General features: G+C 49.9%; 7 protein-coding genes. 4 read left to right on the top strand and 3 right to left on the bottom strand.

The genetic code is table 11. The features are described from left to right. Window position 1: 1 nt before the first annotated feature. The 3 genes from KKH67_01685 to KKH67_01675 all read left to right on the top strand — a co-directional run bounded on the left by KKH67_01685 (window position 2) and on the right by KKH67_01675 (window position 6,722). Window positions 2–1,261: a glycosyltransferase family 4 protein gene (locus KKH67_01685; protein ID MBU1317884.1), complete on the top strand. Its 1,260-nt coding sequence runs from the start codon at window positions 2–4 to the stop codon at window positions 1,259–1,261. Window positions 1,262–1,264: 3 nt separating this feature from the next. Next, window positions 1,265–2,680: a sugar transferase gene (locus KKH67_01680; protein MBU1317883.1), complete on the top strand. Its 1,416-nt coding sequence runs from the start codon at window positions 1,265–1,267 to the stop codon at window positions 2,678–2,680. A 916-nt stretch (window positions 2,681–3,596) separates the two neighbouring features. After that, window positions 3,597–6,722 carry a hypothetical protein gene (locus KKH67_01675; protein MBU1317882.1) on the top strand — a complete coding sequence of 1,042 codons (3,126 nt, stop codon included), beginning with the start codon at window positions 3,597–3,599 and terminating at the stop codon, window positions 6,720–6,722. A gap of 798 nt (window positions 6,723–7,520) precedes the next feature. Here KKH67_01675 and KKH67_01670 read toward each other — a convergent pair. Next, window positions 7,521–11,435: a PAS domain S-box protein gene (locus KKH67_01670; GenBank protein ID MBU1317881.1), complete on the bottom strand. Its 3,915-nt coding sequence runs from the start codon at window positions 11,433–11,435 to the stop codon at window positions 7,521–7,523. Between the two features lie 310 nt (window positions 11,436–11,745). Between KKH67_01670 and KKH67_01665 the strand changes: the two genes are divergently transcribed. Next, the gene (locus KKH67_01665) at window positions 11,746–14,889 is read left to right on the top strand and encodes a hypothetical protein (GenBank protein ID MBU1317880.1); all 3,144 of its coding nucleotides are present in this window, start codon (window positions 11,746–11,748) and stop codon (window positions 14,887–14,889) included. A gap of 107 nt (window positions 14,890–14,996) precedes the next feature. Here the strand turns inward: KKH67_01665 and KKH67_01660 are convergent, their stop codons facing one another. Next, on the bottom strand, window positions 14,997–16,214 hold the full coding sequence (locus KKH67_01660) for a hypothetical protein (GenBank protein MBU1317879.1): 1,218 nt from the start codon (window positions 16,212–16,214) through the stop codon (window positions 14,997–14,999). A 12-nt stretch (window positions 16,215–16,226) separates the two neighbouring features. Continuing rightward, on the bottom strand, window positions 16,227–17,464 hold a 1,238-nt coding region (locus KKH67_01655; GenBank protein ID MBU1317878.1), incomplete at its 5' end, for an outer membrane protein transport protein.

Here is a 17,464-nt window from a genome sequence, read left to right as displayed (position 1 = left end):
GATGGAAAAGAAGGAACCGTTTACAGCAAAAGCGCATCAATCGATTCTGTATATATCGCACTACTATCCTCCCGAAGTCAACGCCCCTGCGATTCGTGTATCGCAGATGGCAGAGAGTTGGGTGAAGAAGGGCAAACAAGTGACTATTCTCACAGGCTTCCCCAATCATCCAAGTGGTGTCATTCCCAGCGAATATGCAGGTCGGTTCTTCATGAAAGAGACTCAAAATGGCGTGGATATCATGCGTACGTATGTCTATGCCACACCGAACAAGGGATTCCTCAAGCGGATCATGAACTATCTCTCTTTCATGTTTTCGGCACTCATTTTGGGACTGCCGAGACTTCCACGTCTTGACATAGTGATCGCGACCTCGCCGCAATTCTTCGTGGCGATAGCTGGATATCTGATTTCTGTCGTCAAGAGAATCCCATTTGTGTTCGAAGTCAGGGATGTTTGGCCGGAAGAGATTGTCGCGGTCGGTGCACTGCAAAACAAGTTCATAATTGGAATTCTGGAGCGGATCGAGATGTTTCTCTATCGGCGAGCCAGTCTGATAGTCGCTGTTGCCAAGGGTACGATAGACATTCTGACAGAGCGCGGAATAGCCCGCGAGAAAATCGTTTTGCTGCCGAACGGAATCAACCTCGATGAATTCGATGTGGAAGTGGACACGAATCGCCTTCGTCAGAAGCACAATCTTAACGGCGAATTCCTGGTCACATACATCGGCACACATGGAATGGCACACAAGCTTCAGACAGTCATCACTGCCGCAGAACAACTGAGCAGTAACCGGCGCATCAGATTCATGATGGTCGGGGATGGAGCTGAGAAGCAGCAGCTTATTAGGCAGGCAGAAGAATTGGGACTCGATAATGTGACCTTTGTGCCTCAATTGCCGCATGATGAAGTTATCGAATACTACAGAATGTCTGATGCATGCATGGTCCCCCTGCGCAAGGCCAAATTGTTTACAAGGAACATTCCATCAAAGATATATGAAATAATGGCATCAGGTCGTCCGATTCTGATTGGCACAGAAGGTGAATCCATGGAGTTGGTGACGAAAGCAAATGCGGGAATCGCATTTGAACCGGAGAATGCCGAGAGCCTCGTTCAGAACATTCTGAAGCTTTGTGACGACAGGGAATTATCCAAACGACTTGGGCGGAACGGTCATGAATATGCCACTGCCCACTGCAGTCGAAATCAGATTGCAGACACGTATCTCAATCACTTGCAGGAGCTCACGGGTTAGAGTATGCTGAAGGATAAGATAGCCACACTTCGCAGGTTGCATCTGGCGTGCGATTTAATACTCACCTGCGCGGCATTCCTGCTGGGGAATCATCTCTCGACGCTGCTGAACGGTGGCTCTCCGATCGGCAACCCCGCTGGCCATCTGCCAACTCAGCATGTTCTCATAATCTGTGTCATCTGGGGAATGCTGATATTCCGTGAGAAGCAGTCGTACGCTTACAGGACCAAGCCTTATTGGAGAATCCTGAGAGATACACTGCGTGTAGTCATCATCGGTACCCTGCTATTCGTAGGATGGCTGGTTGCAACCAATACGCTGGACTACGGTCGCTCCTTCTTCGTGATCTTCGCAGCATCCGATGTGATACTACTTTATGGGCTACGAGTTGTAGTTCTTCGATTCCTCCATTTCCTGAGAGTGAGAGGTTTCAGCAATCAGAATGTGATCGTGGTCGGAACCGGAGATTTGGCAAAAAGCGCTGTTGATGATCTGAAAGAGCATCCCGAATGGGGATTTCGAGTGATTGGACTTCTTGACTGGGAAGACATGACAACTCTCTGGCGTTATCGCGACATACCCCTGATAGGATCGCTTTCTCATATGCCGGAAATAATCAAGAATAATCAGGTAGATTATGTCATCTTCGCAGTAGGCCATGAGAATCTTGACAGAGTGGATTCTTCCTTTAAGATCTGCGAAGAGATGGGGACCAAAGCCTGTCTTCTGGCCGATTTCTTCTCCACAAATATAGCGAGAAAAGAAATCACGGAATTTCTGGGCCGACCGGCAGTCCTCTATTCCACCACCTCTGATTCCAGATTTCAGATATTCCTGAAGGGGCTGATCGATCATGTCGGGGCAATGCTCGGTCTGATAGTCATATCTCCATTAATGATTCTGGTTGCTGTGGTGATTAAGCTGACTTCTCGGGGGCCGGTGTTCTTCAAGCAGGAGAGATGTGGTCTCAATGGCAGACGTTTTTGGGTGCTGAAGTTCAGAACCATGGTACAGGATGCTGAGAAGCTCAAGGAATCCCTCAGAGACCAGAACGAAATGGATGGTCCGGCATTCAAAATTAAGAATGACCCGAGAATCACCAAGCTTGGTAGGATCCTCAGGAGAACATCCATGGATGAACTCCCTCAACTGATTAACGTCGCGAAAGGGGAGATGTCGCTGGTCGGACCTCGTCCTCCAATTCCGGATGAAGTCGTGCACTACGATAGGTGGCAGAGGCGAAAGCTATCAATGAAACCGGGATTGACATGCCTCTGGCAGGTCGGTGACCGGAACGACACGACATTCGATGAATGGATGAATCTCGATCTGAAGTACATTGATAACTGGTCTCTTTGGATGGATACAAAGATTCTCCTCAAAACCATTCCGACAGTCATTAACGCTACCGGCAAATAGGTCAAATCCCCGACCGTTGAGAGACTTAGAGACTAACACGACGCACGAATCTCCATGGCTTTCGGATTCTTTTTGTCCGCATTGGTGTGCCTGCAAGTCAATATTCGCCAATTGAATGCCCGCGTGTCTTCATAATCTTATATCATCCCCCCCGAAATCGTAATCATCGATGGAGAAGTGGCCGATAATACTCATGTTTGAGTTGTGGCATTTGCAATTAAAGACTCCTGCCACATGGATTAGCACCGCGCATGGTTCGGTATAGGCTCAGCCATCCTGCAGCGCGGAGATTCATTTGACTGAGTTTGCAAATGCAGGTAATTGATTAACGTAGACTAACATTATCCTGTTACGGGTGATTAGGCAGCTGGATGCCTCATGGCCGGAAGCGTTCCTTCCGGGTTTGTGTTGTAAGATAGAATTAGTATGTTTTTGCAGAGAGAGTTACATAGAAAGGTGGGTAGGATAGTCCGCCATCTAATCCTCTCTCGATCGACTCTCCGAATGGAGAAAAACACTTGACAAAGCAGCGGAATCATTATATTCTAATAGCGACTAGAAATTTAGTTAAGCCAAGTTGTTGTTCCTATCGCGAAGATTTCTGTTGTTGCTTGCTGAGGGAAGATCTCTTAAAGCAGTGTAGTTGTGGCCTCGCTGGTTATATGCGGGCGGTTCAACAGAATGTACTCTTACACTACTACGCCGGACGATGTTTTGGAAGCATTCAATTGATGTTGAAATGCACTATGTGTAACATATTCCGTGAGCGGAAGGAGGTGGGTCAGGAGGAGACTTAAACTCGTGGGTTTACGTTTTGTGCTTGAAGCAGATGTGTATCATTATCAAATTGGCTTACAGTGTCTTTGTTTGCTTCATGTTTTAGAGCCCAAAGCTACTGTGTTGAGAGGAGCAAGAAATGCCAAGAAAATCTCTGATTGTTTTCATTCTCTCAGTCTTCATGTTGACTTTGGTCGCTGGTTCAGCGATAGCGAGTAACTCGGCGAATATGTCAAAGCCGAAGAAGCTTGTCAACAAGGTGTTTGATGGGAGTGAGAATATTTACCCAGAATTCGCGCCCAGTTTCGGTGCCAGCATGGCGCCGGGTCAGATAATGGGCATGACTATTTACGATTACCAGCACAACGGTACAATGGGTAGGCAGGTGTCCTACTGGCCCGGTACGGCTTTCGTCCATTTTGTGTGGATGAAGAGACCGGCAGTGGGTGGTGACCGAAAGATTAACTACCAGGCCTACAATCTGGGCACCAGTTCATTCGCTTGGGGTACCGGCATGGGCGGCGGTAAGCCGATTAGTGATGTCAACGGTGGTTACACTACCATCGACGCCACTTCAGGCGGTCTTGCCGTTGTCGCATTCCACTTTGGTCCGGTAGAAGACAGCTATTCACCAGTTGCGGCTATTGATGCATTCGCCGCTGGTGGTATTTTCGCCTTCGAGCCGGGTGCACCGGGTCCTCCCGGTACTCTGACCTGCGAAGGCTGGATTACCGGTGGTTGGGAGACTGAAAGTAACTACATTTGGCCGATCGTGGACTGGCAGGATTCTGCCGGTAAGAGTCTTATGCACGTGGTCGCATGCGAATCCCCGCCACAGTCAGCTCCCAATGGCGAGATTCAGACTCTCGTCTACTGGCGTAACTCGGGTGGCACCTCATTTGACTGGCCCGCTTGCGGAACGGCGATCGATTCTGTCTACAACATTGCGCCGGCTGTTCGCTCCGATAAGAGGACCGGTTCCGGCAAGGTTGCTATCACCTGGATGAAACCGCTCTATTACGACGGCGATCTTGATGATCCTTGCGGATATACGCAATGGCAGAACGATGTCGTCTACATTGAGTCGACCGACTACGGTGTCACATGGCCGAGAGATGGTGGTGGAGATCTGATCATCACCAACATCACCGACTATAAGAGTCTCGGACCGATCGACGAGCAGCCGAATGGCCAGGCTTACACTGACCTTTCTGCGATGTACGATTCCGACGGCAAGTTCCACGTCGTCTGGGCGACTGCCCTGAGGAACGTTGCCGGAACTAATCCGTGCTCTCCGGATTATCAGTCGAGAATCTGGCATTGGGACGATGGTCCCGGCGGCTGTATTTCGATCGTCTATGATGGATCGAGGCCGTCAATTGCACTCGATCCGGGTGCATGGAACCTGTCAGCCTGTAAAATGAACATCTCCGAGTGTATTGATGGCGAGACCAGCAGAATGTATGTTTCGTTCACGCGTTTCGGTGCCTTTACATCCGCAAACGGTGACACGAACTTCGACAATTCTGCCGGCAACTTTGCCAACGGCGATATCTTCGTGACCGGTTCGATTGACGGTGGTCTCACCTATGGTGAAGCTGTCAACCTGACCAATTCGCCGACACCGGACTGCGCTGCCGGCGATTGCGATAGCGATCACTGGTCATCAATGTCCATGTATACGGACAATGCGACTGGCCTTCACATTCAGTATGTAAATGACAAGGACGCAGGCGGACTTCCCCAGAGTGAAGGTGTAGCGACCGATAACCCGGTCTTGTATCTGAATCATCCCTGCTTCACTCCGGCTACCTACTGTGCCGTTGGATATACGCCAACCATAGTTGGCTACCCGCTGGCGATAGCTCCGACAACCGGAACTGACTGTACGATTGCCACGAGTACGAGCTTTGATCTGATTCTGACGAATGTCGGTAACCAGAGCACAAGCTACACGCTCAGTTCGGATGTTGGCTGGATGGTGCCGACTTCTGCCTCCGGCCCGCTGAATGCAGGCTGCGGTAACTCGGCTACGATCCCGATTAACGTCGGAACGATGCCCAATGAGGGAGTTGAAGACGGTCAGCTAACAGTCTCCGCTTGTGGTGGCTCATTCACTGCCACGATCAATGTTCAGCTCGTCGTAGCGTGTGACTTCTATCTGCCGGAGAAAGCAATTCTCAGTACTTTCTGCTGGTCGGTCGGTGCATGGAGTGTACCACGCGCCGGTTTGGCTCAGGCAGATGACAAAGGCAATATGTACTTCTACGATGACAGCGCGACATTCATGTACGACGAGGGCCTGATCATTGCGATGGCCAATGACTTATCCAGGACGTGGTTCTCCTGCTTCGACGGCTCTGATTCCAGAGTCGAATTCAGAGCGCAGGGTCCGCTCACCACTGCGGTCTTCCCAGATGAGTATGAGTACACACATGGTAACTGGAGCAACCAGGATACGAGCATCGTTGGAGAGGCCGAGTTCTGGGTCCCGTTACATCCCGATACATGCGTTCTGATTGAACGCGTTAAGATCTGCAACAACGAAGAAGTCCCGATCACGATTCACATTGGTGAAGGTATGGACTGGGATGTTCCTGATGGCGACGACGGTTCGAACAACGCGGTCTCAAAGGATGATGCCAGACAAGAAGTCTATCAGTCTGGTCCGCCTACTGCTGATCCGGAAGTGAACTGGTATGGTGCCGCGTCGATGTGTAATGACATCGTAGGCGGAATCGCTCTCGAGAACGACGTGTGGATCTATCCGAACGGCGGCTATAAACCGGCGGAAGTCGGAACCCTTCTGGCTAATATGAGCGGCTTCACCGCCGACAATCCTGACACACTTCAGGATATGAACACAGTCTACTCGATTGCTCAGAACGTGACGCTTGGTGTCGGCGAGTGCTATGTCTTCTGTAAGGTCAAGGCCGGATCGAAGACTGGTCTCTCTGATCTGCAGACTGCAATCGACAAGGGCAAGAACTGGATCGCAGTGCGCGAGCTTGATTGCCCCGGTTGTCAGCTTGGCCCGGGATGCATAATCGGTGATGCCGATGGTAGCGGCGGAGTAGACATCGATGACGTCGTTTACCTGATCGCCTATATCTTCACCGGTGGACCTCCGCCAGTTGCTGCGGTCTGCTGCGGTGACGCTGACGGTAGCGGCGGTGTCGATATCGATGACGTTGTATACTTGATTGCATACATCTTCACCGGTGGACCTGCGCCAGATCCCGAAGCGTGTAATCCTCCATTCTAAGTGTATAGAGATACTCTCTCTGGTACATAGCTGGAGTTGAAGATAACGGGAGCGACCAATATAGGTCGCTCCCGTTCTTTGTTGGAATCGACCGATGATGCATGTGGCCTTTGTATCCCGTGGGGCTGCTGAGCATCACACTGCCGCATCTGCTCGTTCTGCGCCAACTGAGACGCCTGCCCCCAGATCCAGTCACGCAATAAGGTGCTGTTCAGACTCCAATTACAAGGCGGTGATTGTCTCTCTGAGTAGAATGCCGTTGAGGATTGCGTCAGCGGCATTCCTGAATGCACTCAAACAGGAGGAGCCTTAGATCACTATATGGGGGATGTTCGAAAGGACGTAGTTGAAAGGGTGTATAACGGCTTACTAAAATACGTCCTTCCAAGGCGAGTTTTTGTTTGACAAGTAATGTTTAACTGTTATATTAGTGGTGTTTCTTTCCCCAATTGCCTTACCAATGCCCAATCCCCAGGGCGAATAGGACTGGATCTGGAGTCGGTTTACTTTAAGTCTACCGACTCCATTCTTTTATGCCATTGAGGCAATTCCGACAAGGCTCATCATCGTTGTTAGGCTAAACTTGAGTTGGAGGGGATTTGAGTACACACTGACTAATAGGTCACACAAACAAGAAGAACTCGCTTGGAGTGTGCGAATCACAGAAATCAACCCAACTCCACCTGTCTTCCTCAAGGGCCGTAACATTATAACTAACATATAAGCTATACAATTTGACTAGCTTGTCAATTATAATGATTGAGTGTAGATGCGGCAATAACTAAGTATTTAAAATACTCAGTGCTGCGCTAATCTATTGTAAGACATAGAACATAAGTGGGAAGCGAGATTAATCTTTTTCTTGTTAATTCGGAGCTTTTTTCGTATCTGCTGGCGAAACTTCTGCACTGTCAGCTCTGAAATGTCCAGGGCCGATGCGATTTCCCCCGACCTCATGCCACCCCTGATCATATCACAAATCTGAATCTCTCGCGGAGTCAGCCTCGATATCCTCGTTTCCAGATCTCTGGTGAAGGGAGAGGTCAGTTCTTCGAGAGTTCTCTCGAGATTCTTAATGATAATCCTGGATTCCTCACTGGACTTGCGTTTGAGACTCTCCAGGATAGGCTGCACAAGCCGTTCCATATTGGTGTTGACACGCTTTGTAACCTCTTTGCGGCGATCCTCGATACTGCTGAGAACCTCGTGAAGTGCGATATTGGCGTGCTCCAGTTTCGATCGCTCGGTTCGCAGGTCCTCGTTGACTCTGAGCAGTTCGTTTTCTGCTCTCTTTCTCTCGGTTATATCGATCACAATGCCTCTGAAGCCGACTGAAACTCCTCCGCGCAGAACCTGGCTCGAGTATGACAATACCGGGTATGTGCTGCCATCCTTTTTCACCAGATCATACTCGGTAGCCTCGATCCGCTCGCCCTGAAGAATTCGATGCATCCTCTCCTTTGCTTTCTCTCGGTCGGCACCGTTGAATAGCTTCAGGACGTTCAGTCCATTGTCAAAATCTTCCTGAGTGTAGCCAGTCGACTCAAAGCCATGACGGTTGCTGAATGTAAGCATCCCGTTGGTGTCCGCTTCGTAGATGGTCTGAGGCAAGAGGTCAGCCAATTCCCGGAACTTAGCCTCGCTTTCACGTAGCGCTTCGATGATCTTCTTCTGTTCCGTGATGTCATGAAAGGCTCCAAGATAGGCCTGCTCCCCCGCAAACATGATCTTGTCCTGGGTGAGGGTGCCCCAGAAGGTCGTACCATCTGATCTTCTCCCTTTGGCCTCGTAGTTGCGGACCGGCCCTGTTTCGAGCATCTTCTCGACTCTTCGGAGATTTTCGGGATCGTCATAGAAGACCGCACTATTAATGTTCTTAAGCTCTTCATCCGTGTACTTGAAAGCTGGTGCAATCAGAGAATTTGCGAACAGAATCTTACCGTCTGATTGTCTGCTGATCACGACAGGTATCGGCGTAGATTCCGCAATAACTTTGAATTTCTCCTCACTTTCGCGAAGGACAGCTTCCTGTTGCTTTCTCTCTGTGATATCCTTGATTACCCCCACGATTGCTGTCGGCTGTCCGGACACATCTCTGATGAAACCGGCTGATACTTCTGCCTGAAATGTCTCACCGGTTTCCCTTAGCATTGTGGACTCGATATTTCTGAGTGAGCCTATCGAGTGCATTTGCTCCATGTTCTTTGCAGCTGTCTGGCGATCTTCCGGAACGAAGAAATTGAAAGCGCTCTTCCCGACTATCTCGTCTTTGGATTCGTATCCGAACAACTCCATCGCAGCCTGATTGCAGAAGGAAACAGCATGATCTAATCCGACGACTGCTATCGCATCAGGCGATGATTCGAGTGTGGTTCGGAATCTGGCCTCGCTGTCCTCCAATTGCTGTGCGATCTTCTTGCGATCCGTGATGTCTTCAGTCAGGATGACGACTCGATCGACCTTGCCATCACGATTCATGATTGCATAGAAGTACTGCGACACCCACAGCGCGCCGCCTTCACGTGGATTCTCAACTTTGGCCTCCGGTACGTGAAGCTCTCCACCCTGTTCATAGATCCGCCTGACATCCGGAATCCACTTCCCAAGATATCTGATCTTAGTATCAGACATTAGATCTGACTTTTTTCTGGTCATCATGTCGTCAATCTCGGAATCGGTGAAGCGCCATATCTTCCTCCAGGCTTTGTTTGCGCTTAGCAAAGTGCCGTCACGACCACGAACGGAGACGCCGAGCGGTGAGTTCTCAACAACGGCTCTGTTGAACCTTTCACTCTCCTTCAGTTTCTCGTCTGCTTCTTTCTGCTCGGTGATGTCGACGACCATTATGAAATCAGCCGGTGTCCCGGCGAACGTGATACTCCTGGAGTACTGATCTACCCATTTTGTCTTGCCACTTTTGGTCATTATCCTGTACGAATAGTGGGGGACGACCTTGGCTTTCATTCCGGCCTGTTTCCTCATTGCCTGTTCTCTCACGAAAGCAGAATCTTCCGGATGAATATATTTCGAAAACAGTTCCTTGATATCCCATCGATATATCTCTTCTAAGGAGAATTCCGTCATCTCAGACGCTGCCTGATTGGCGAACTTGATCTTATTCTCCTGCAGAACATACAACGCGATCAGATTCTGTTCCGCGAGGGCGTGAAACTTATCCTCGCTTTCCTTGCGGGCAGCTTCCGCCTTTCGACGCTCCGTGACATCGCGCGCCAGTGAATGCACGTGAGGAATCCCGCTGATGAGGATTCGCTTGCTGCTGAATTCGACGCGGACAACATCTCCATCCTTTCTGCGAATATCCGATTCGGAAGTGATAGATTCTCCCGCTATTATCCGTTTTATGTATTCTTCCCACGTTGCCGAATCGACCGGTTCATGGAGCTCTGTGATTGACATGCCCACCAGTTCATCCTTTATATAACCGGTGAGAGCGGTAGCAGCTTCGTTAACATTGACGAAAGTAGCATCGGATCCGGTGATGAAGATAGCGTCCCGTGATCCATCAAAGAATGTGCGGTACAGTTCCTCCGATTCTTTGAGAGCCTCCTGAGCTTTTCTGCTGTCAGTGATGTCGCGGGAAACAATCATCACAGACTCTACATGATTGTTGACCATCAGCGGAACCACGCGATTCTCATACGAGGACGAGAACGTGCCGTCAGGTGCCGTGGCACGGACCACGTAAGTAGTGGGAGAACCCGAATTGAAGACCTGATCTATTGTTGATCTGACAAATTCCCGTTGCTCCGGTGAGATGAAATCCAACATGCACTTCCCTATCACTTCATCAGGAGACTTGCCGGATATCGTGTGATTTACTGCAAGTATCGTCCCGTCACGAGAGATGTTCACTATTATATCGAGGCTGTCCCTCAGTAACAGTCTCCATTTTTCATCCAGTGCCAGTAACTGCTTGGATGTCTTCCTGTGTTCCGTGGCAACCTCGGTACAAACCAGCACTTGATCGGGAGGAAGGAAGGAGTAAGTCACTATAAGATCATGAACATCGCTGGTCGTCGTGTGCGTATAGTCCATCTCTCGCTTTATCGTCGTCTTCTCTTTAATACATTTCGCCAGATCATTCTCGATATCCGGCCTGTTTGCATACATCTCGGAAGCCGTTTTCCCCACAAAGTCAGTCACCCGCCCATGTGTTATCTCAGCCGCTGCCGGATTGAAGTCAACAAGCACTATGTCATCACCCTTCGCCTGCCAGGTGTACGTCGGAATAGGGACACCATCGTAAAGTGATCTGAGTGTGTCCGACACTCGCTTTGTGTTCGCCTCACACCTCTTCAACTCCGAAATGTCAGTGAATATGCCTATGCTGCCAACGAATCGATGCTCAGAATCGTACACTGATTTCGGCAGGACTTTGACGGTGATGTTGGTGCCCCCCTCGGTCTGCATTTCAAGCTCATACGGCTCTAGTGTTCCTTTGCGGACGGCTTCGCGCGACTCAACAAATTTCCCTCTCCATTTCGGATCGAGATAGTCGACGACGTTTCTTCCGGCCAAATCGTCGGTGTCGCAGCCGAGCATTTTGCGGAGGCGACTGTTTCTAAAAACTATTCTGCCGTCTGGATCGAGCACGCCGATACCGTCCGTGACGCACTCGGCCAGCGCTGCTAGTTTCTGAAGAAGCTCCTGAAGATTGTCAGTGACAAACTCAACTCTCGATTCGCTGTTCATGGAATCACCTGACCTTCTCTTGAGCGCAAAGTGTGTACGAAGATATATTGAGTAGCTATTATACTCGCTACAATCTCAGCAATACTATTAGACCATTATAAGTGCTTGATTATAAATAAACTGGTCGACCATGTAAGCGTCGTACCATCGCTCACTACTCAGTAGATATGCTACTGTCTGATTCCTCTTATAATTATAATAATTGACTCTGGATAACGCAAGCGCGATATGCTGTTTTGCAGTTGACAGTAAGCGAAATTATTGTAATATAAAAACTTAAGAATCTTACTAATCATATGGAGAGTCAATTGTGAAACGACTTATGAGTCTGCTGATAGTGATCTGCCTGCTGATTCTATTGCCGACCGAGATATGCCTGGCCGATGAAGTTCTCTGCGCGCGGTATCCGGCTCTGTCTCCTGATGGTGGTACTGTTGCCTTCTCATACATGGGAGACATCTGGACCGCATCATCGTCCGGAGGTACAGCCTCCAGATTAACTGTCCATGAGGGGGATGATGTCAGGCCGCACTTCTCTCCCGACGGAAACTATGTAATGTTCTCGTCCCGGCGTTACAACAACTATGATGTGTTCGTGATTCCGGTGAGTGGGGGCAATGCGAAGCAACTCACGTTTCATTCCGCAGCGGATTTTGGATCGGGATGGTTTCCTGAAGGTGACAGCATACTTTTCACCTCGCTACGTGATGGTTGGCGGGACATATTCAAGATATCTATCGATGGCGGCATACCTATCAAGCTAACCGGGTATCCGTACGAGCAAGAGTACAATGGAAGGATTACCCCGGACCGCAAGTATCTCATATACAATATCGGTTCCGGAAATTCGCGGTGGTGGCGCAGAGATCTTAAGTCTTCCGGCAATGCGGACATCTACTTTCAGGATCGATCAAAGGAAGATTTTACGTCGATTCGGCTGACGGACTACGATAATCACGATGTCTGGCCCATCTACAATTCTATCACCGGTGAAGTCTATTTCGCATCGTGCAGAGGCGACTGGTCGCAGGTTTACAGGATTAAGCTCGGTAGCCTGGAGCCCATTCAGCTCACCCAATTCACGAATGACGGCGTACAGTGGCTCAACTCAAACCCGCAGGGCAATCTGCTTGTCTTCGAACAAGGTCTCAAGATATGGATGCTCGATCCTTCCGACGGCACTCCCAGAGAGATTCCGATCACGGTGTCGACAGATGAAAAGGACAATCTCCTGCGAAAAAGAACCTTCCAGGGTGATGCCGAGTGGTTTTCGCTTTCACCCGATGAGAAGAAGCTGGCCGTTATTGTTCACGGCGAGGTCTTTGTTCTGCCCGCTGATGAGCCGAAGAAGGGGAAGCGAGTGACACGTACACCGAATCGCGAGAGATTTGTTGTCTGGGGAGATGATTCCAGAACAGTCTACTATGCGTCCGATCGCTACGGCAACTACGACATATTTTCCGCGGATGTATTGACCGGAGTTGAGAGGCGGCTGACATCGACGGCTGAGAATGAAGCCAAACCTGCCGTGTCCCCAGATGGCAGGTATCTTGCCTTCTACCGGGGACTTGATAAAATCATCCGATACGACTTGAAAGAAGAGAGAGAGACCGTATGGATGGAGGGTATATTTTTCGACCTTGCTGTCGAGCCGACGTTTGAATACGCCTGGTCAGCAGATTCAAAATGGCTGGTGGCTACTGTCGCCGGACCCACCTATGAAACTGACATCGTATGTATCGATCTTGACGGCAATGTGCGGGACATATCGAATCTTGCAGGTTGGAATTTCAGGCCACGCTTCTCAATCGACGGAAAGCAGATATACTTCAGCTCAGCTTCGGGTGACAGAATCGACACCTACAAAGTCGACCTCGTTCGCGAGCAAGTCGAGTTCATCGAGTCATCGTTTGACAGCCTCTTTTCGACAGAGGATAAGAAGATCGAGAAGAACACCGGGGAAACACTGAGTCAGGAACCTGCGAACGTGGCAATTGACTTTGAGAGAATCGAAATGCGCCGCGCGAGAGCGTATTCTCTCGAGGGATCGAGTCACTATCCTGTCCTCACGCCTGATTCGAAAAAGTACATTCTGGTCGCGTCGCTCCTTGGTAAGCCGGATATCTGGTCGATCAATTCGGAGGGTGACGCCGAGCTGAAGCAACTGACGCATTCCGGAAAAGCCAAATCCCAGTTAACAGTTACATCTGATTCCAAAGCAGTTTTCTATCTTGAAGATGAGAAGCTGCAGAAGTGCGACATCGAAAGTGGAGAAGTGACTCCGATGCCATTCGAGGCGGACATGGAGATTGACGTTCTGCAGAATAACAGGCAGAAGTTCAACGAGGCATGGTCGCTGCTGAATACATATTTCTATGATGGAGATTTTCACGGCGGCGACTGGGAGGCAGCGCGGCTCAAGTACGAGCCTGCAGTGGATCACGTGAGAACGGAACGTGAATTCAGACATCTCTTACTCGAACTTATGGGCGAATTGAGGGCTTCCCACCTTGATGTCTATTCAAAACTGCCGGGACCGGACAAGAATATCGCTTCCGGCAACACTGGAATTTCGCTGGATTATGCTGCGCTCGATAGAGATGGTGTGTTCATGATCGATGCCGTATTGCCGGAATCTCCGGCATATATGGCGGGGATCAAACCCGGGCAGTACATCAGAAGTATCGATGGACAGGCTGTTTCCAGCGACATCAACATATTCAGGAACCTTGCAGGAACAGAAGATCAGCGGTTGTCGCTTGTTGTCAGTGATCGGTCAGACGATCAGGGCCGCGAGGTTTTTCTGAAGCCGGCTGCGGCCAGCTACATAGATGATCTGGTGTATGCCGATTGGGTCGCTTCGAGGCGCAGGGCTGTGGATTCTCTGTCTGGCGGAAGACTGGCCTACCTGCATATCCGTGCTATGTCCCAAGAGTATCTTAATATATTTGAGCAGGAGCTTGTATCGATTGCCGAACCAAAGGATGGACTCGTCATTGACGTGCGCAACAACTTCGGTGGAAACATCGCCGTGCATTTGCTCGGCATTCTCGTAAAGACACCATACCTTCTTCGTGATTTTCGCGGATTTCCGACGACTTCGGAAAACAAGATGCGATCCAAGGCCTTCGAAAGACCGATGACCCTGTTGATTAACAACTACTCCGCATCAAATTCAGAAATATTCGCCGAGGGATTTCGGGATCTGGAACTCGGCAAGATAGTCGGAGTACGGACGGCGGGCGCTGTGATAGGAACAGCATCCTTCTCATTGATCGATGGCACCGGTATCAGGAGGCCATCGTGGGGCGCTTATACGACCGAGATGGAAGATACCGAGGTATTTCCACGGCAGCCGGACATATTGGTTGAGAATCTGCCCGATGACTACATCAACGGCCGAGATCCACAGCTTGTAAGGGCGGTCGAAGAGCTGATGAAAAAACTCGACTAGGGCTCACTGCGCCAGTCTCGCACGTCCAGCGAGCCTGTTCTGCGAGGGAAGTCATAAAAAATGCCGGGCAGATATGCCCGGCATTGTTGTATGCAGTCGCGAAAAGTCTATTCGCCCGGATCCGTATCCAGGTGTCTGCTGTGAAACTTCAGCAATTCACCAATCTGTTCGTACGTGAAAGCGCCGTGAGTTGCCGGGAAACCTTCGTATCCCTGGTAGGACTCGCTTTCAATATCGGTAATGCCGAGAGACTGGAGCTTGGCAATACAGGCTGCGGCCTGCTGCGCCGTGTGATACTGGTTTTCCGCACTGTAACGGAAGTAGACCGACGTAGACTCAAGATTCATGTAATACAGGTCAAGCAGCGACGCAGTGATATCTTTGTCCAGCCAAAGCTGCCACTTCTCCTGAACCAGATCACCGTTCTCATCAAACGGCAAATCGACGCCAAACTTAGGCAGATATGTAGCATCGTCGGTCCCAAGCGAATCATGCTGCGAGAATGCAGTGGCCATTGAAAGCGCGAGACTCGTGTTGGGCCGGAAGAATGACGAGTCAATATCCAGGAACGAATCCATATCACCTGCGGCGACGTTGTTTTCGTCAAATACTCCCGCTATCAAACCATCGATGTTTTCTTCCACCGACGTGAATCCATCGAGCAGGGAGACCGAGCCGAAAAGATCAGGATGCTTCATCGCAATCATCAAGGCTCCGTAACCGCCCATTCCGAATCCGGCGATCCCCCGAGATGCTCGTTTCCTGATGATGCTGAAGGGCATTTCGTATGGATAAGCTTGCACTTCGGTGTAATTGACCAAATCACGGTAGATCATCTTCTCGAAATTGCCAGACTGTTTCTTGGCGGATTCGTTTCTGTTCCAGAGTCCCCACCCATCTTGATAGAACGAGCCGCCAACCGGAGTGGATGCATCCGGCATCACAATGACCATCGGAACGATCTCCCCATCGGCTATCATCTTATCCGCAACGAGGCCAATATTGGCGAAAAGGAAAGCAGTATTGCTATCGGAGTAGCTTGTGAAATCGTGCAGGAGGTAAAGTACCGGGAATTTTGGACCTTCACCGGGCGGATCAGCTACATAGCCGGGCGGTGTGTAGATGAGAAACGGACGCTGGCGATAGTGAACCCAATTCTCCATGCCGGTCTCGTTATATTCGATGTGATTAAACTTCAACGGATACATATAAATTGTACCGTGGGCAATGTCTTCAATGTCGGCGGGGTTTTCCCGGTCACCGCAGCCGGCAAGAAGCATCATCAGCACTGCCATAATCGAAAGAGCAACTATCCTAAGTGTCATCTTCTATCTCCCCTAAAACTTAACCGTTATCGAGAAGGACGTATTGAATGCTGAGTTACCGTAGGTCCCGGAAAGGTTGTCCCAGATTCCATCCTCATTGAAGTCCAACAATTCATCAACATCCCGATCAGGCATAACCGAGAACCCGCCACCGGCTGCGAATTCGAAATTCTTGTGAAACAGACTTATGCCGCATGCCAGGTGATGTCTGTCGCCGGTATCAGTAATGAGCGGGTTTCCAGCCTCATCTGGAACAGGACTCTGATCATAACTGTATCCGCCTCTAAGCTTGATTGCATCAGATGGCTGCCCTTCAACACCTAAGCTCAGCCGCATTGCGTCATCCCAGCCGTAAGGATAGACTATGTCGTTCATCAGAATGCTGCTGATGATCGGCCAGTCGTCCAATCCCAGCGGACCTCTGGACGTGCGAAGCATTACTTCGATGTCTTCAAACTCCGACCACCGTGTAAACACAATGTCGGCTGCCAAAGTCACATACTCGGAGGGATTGAATGCAAGTCCGAACCCGAACTCTGACGGCAGTGTCATATCCACATCCGCCTCATGCGTGGCCTCGAAAGTGTATCCGGAGAACATCGTATCGACTTCTCTTCCTTCACCGGTCTGGATCGCGTCATTATCGGGGGAATAGAACCGTGTGACAACATTGCCGTCCATGCTGATTTTGGTCTTAGTTTGGTATGTGGCTCCGATCGAGAGCTTCTCGTTCAATTCGTACAGCAGGCCTACATTGGCGCCAAACCCAAAACCACTGACATCAACCACTCCCCATTTCACCAGCTTGTCGTAAGGACGGAAAACAGGGAAATCACCAAAGTCGCCGGGGACGAGGAATACCTGATTTGTCAGCAGATTTCCTTTGCGAATCGAGAATCCGACTCCGACATGAAATTGATCGTCGGCAAACGAAGTCGCGATGGTCGGATGAAAATCAAGAACATCCAGGTTATATTGATAATCGATGTTCGGAAGGTTCCTGGACGGCTGTCCATAGCCATCTGCAAATCGATAGAGATCCCAGCGCAGGTTCTCGTCGTACTGTTCAAAGATTCCGAATGCCGCTGTTATCGGAAATCCGAACGGTGCGACCGTCACAAGGCTGAAATTCGGGGAATTGATGATTATGTCATCAGGATAACGCTCTCCGGTTGGATAGCCGAAACCGTAGTCGTTAAGCGTGACATTAGGGTTGTAAGTCGGCCGATAGCTGTTTAAATCGAGCGTGA

This window comes from Candidatus Zixiibacteriota bacterium, from assembly GCA_018820315.1.
In the GTDB taxonomy this organism is placed as follows: domain Bacteria; phylum Zixibacteria; class MSB-5A5; order JAABVY01; family JAHJOQ01; genus JAHJOQ01.
The sequence above is the reverse complement of the archived record's forward strand: the minus strand, read 5'-3'. Positions and strand labels throughout refer to the sequence as shown.

Coding starts and splice junctions, on each gene's coding strand:
- KKH67_01670 (MBU1317881.1), bottom strand. CDS start 11,435: ATGAACAGCGAATCGAGAGTTGAGTTTGTCACTGACAATCTTCAGGAG.
- KKH67_01685 (MBU1317884.1), top strand. CDS start 2: ATGGAAAAGAAGGAACCGTTTACAGCAAAAGCGCATCAATCGATTCTG.
- KKH67_01660 (MBU1317879.1), bottom strand. CDS start 16,214: ATGACACTTAGGATAGTTGCTCTTTCGATTATGGCAGTGCTGATGATG.
- KKH67_01675 (MBU1317882.1), top strand. CDS start 3,597: ATGCCAAGAAAATCTCTGATTGTTTTCATTCTCTCAGTCTTCATGTTG.
- KKH67_01680 (MBU1317883.1), top strand. CDS start 1,265: ATGCTGAAGGATAAGATAGCCACACTTCGCAGGTTGCATCTGGCGTGC.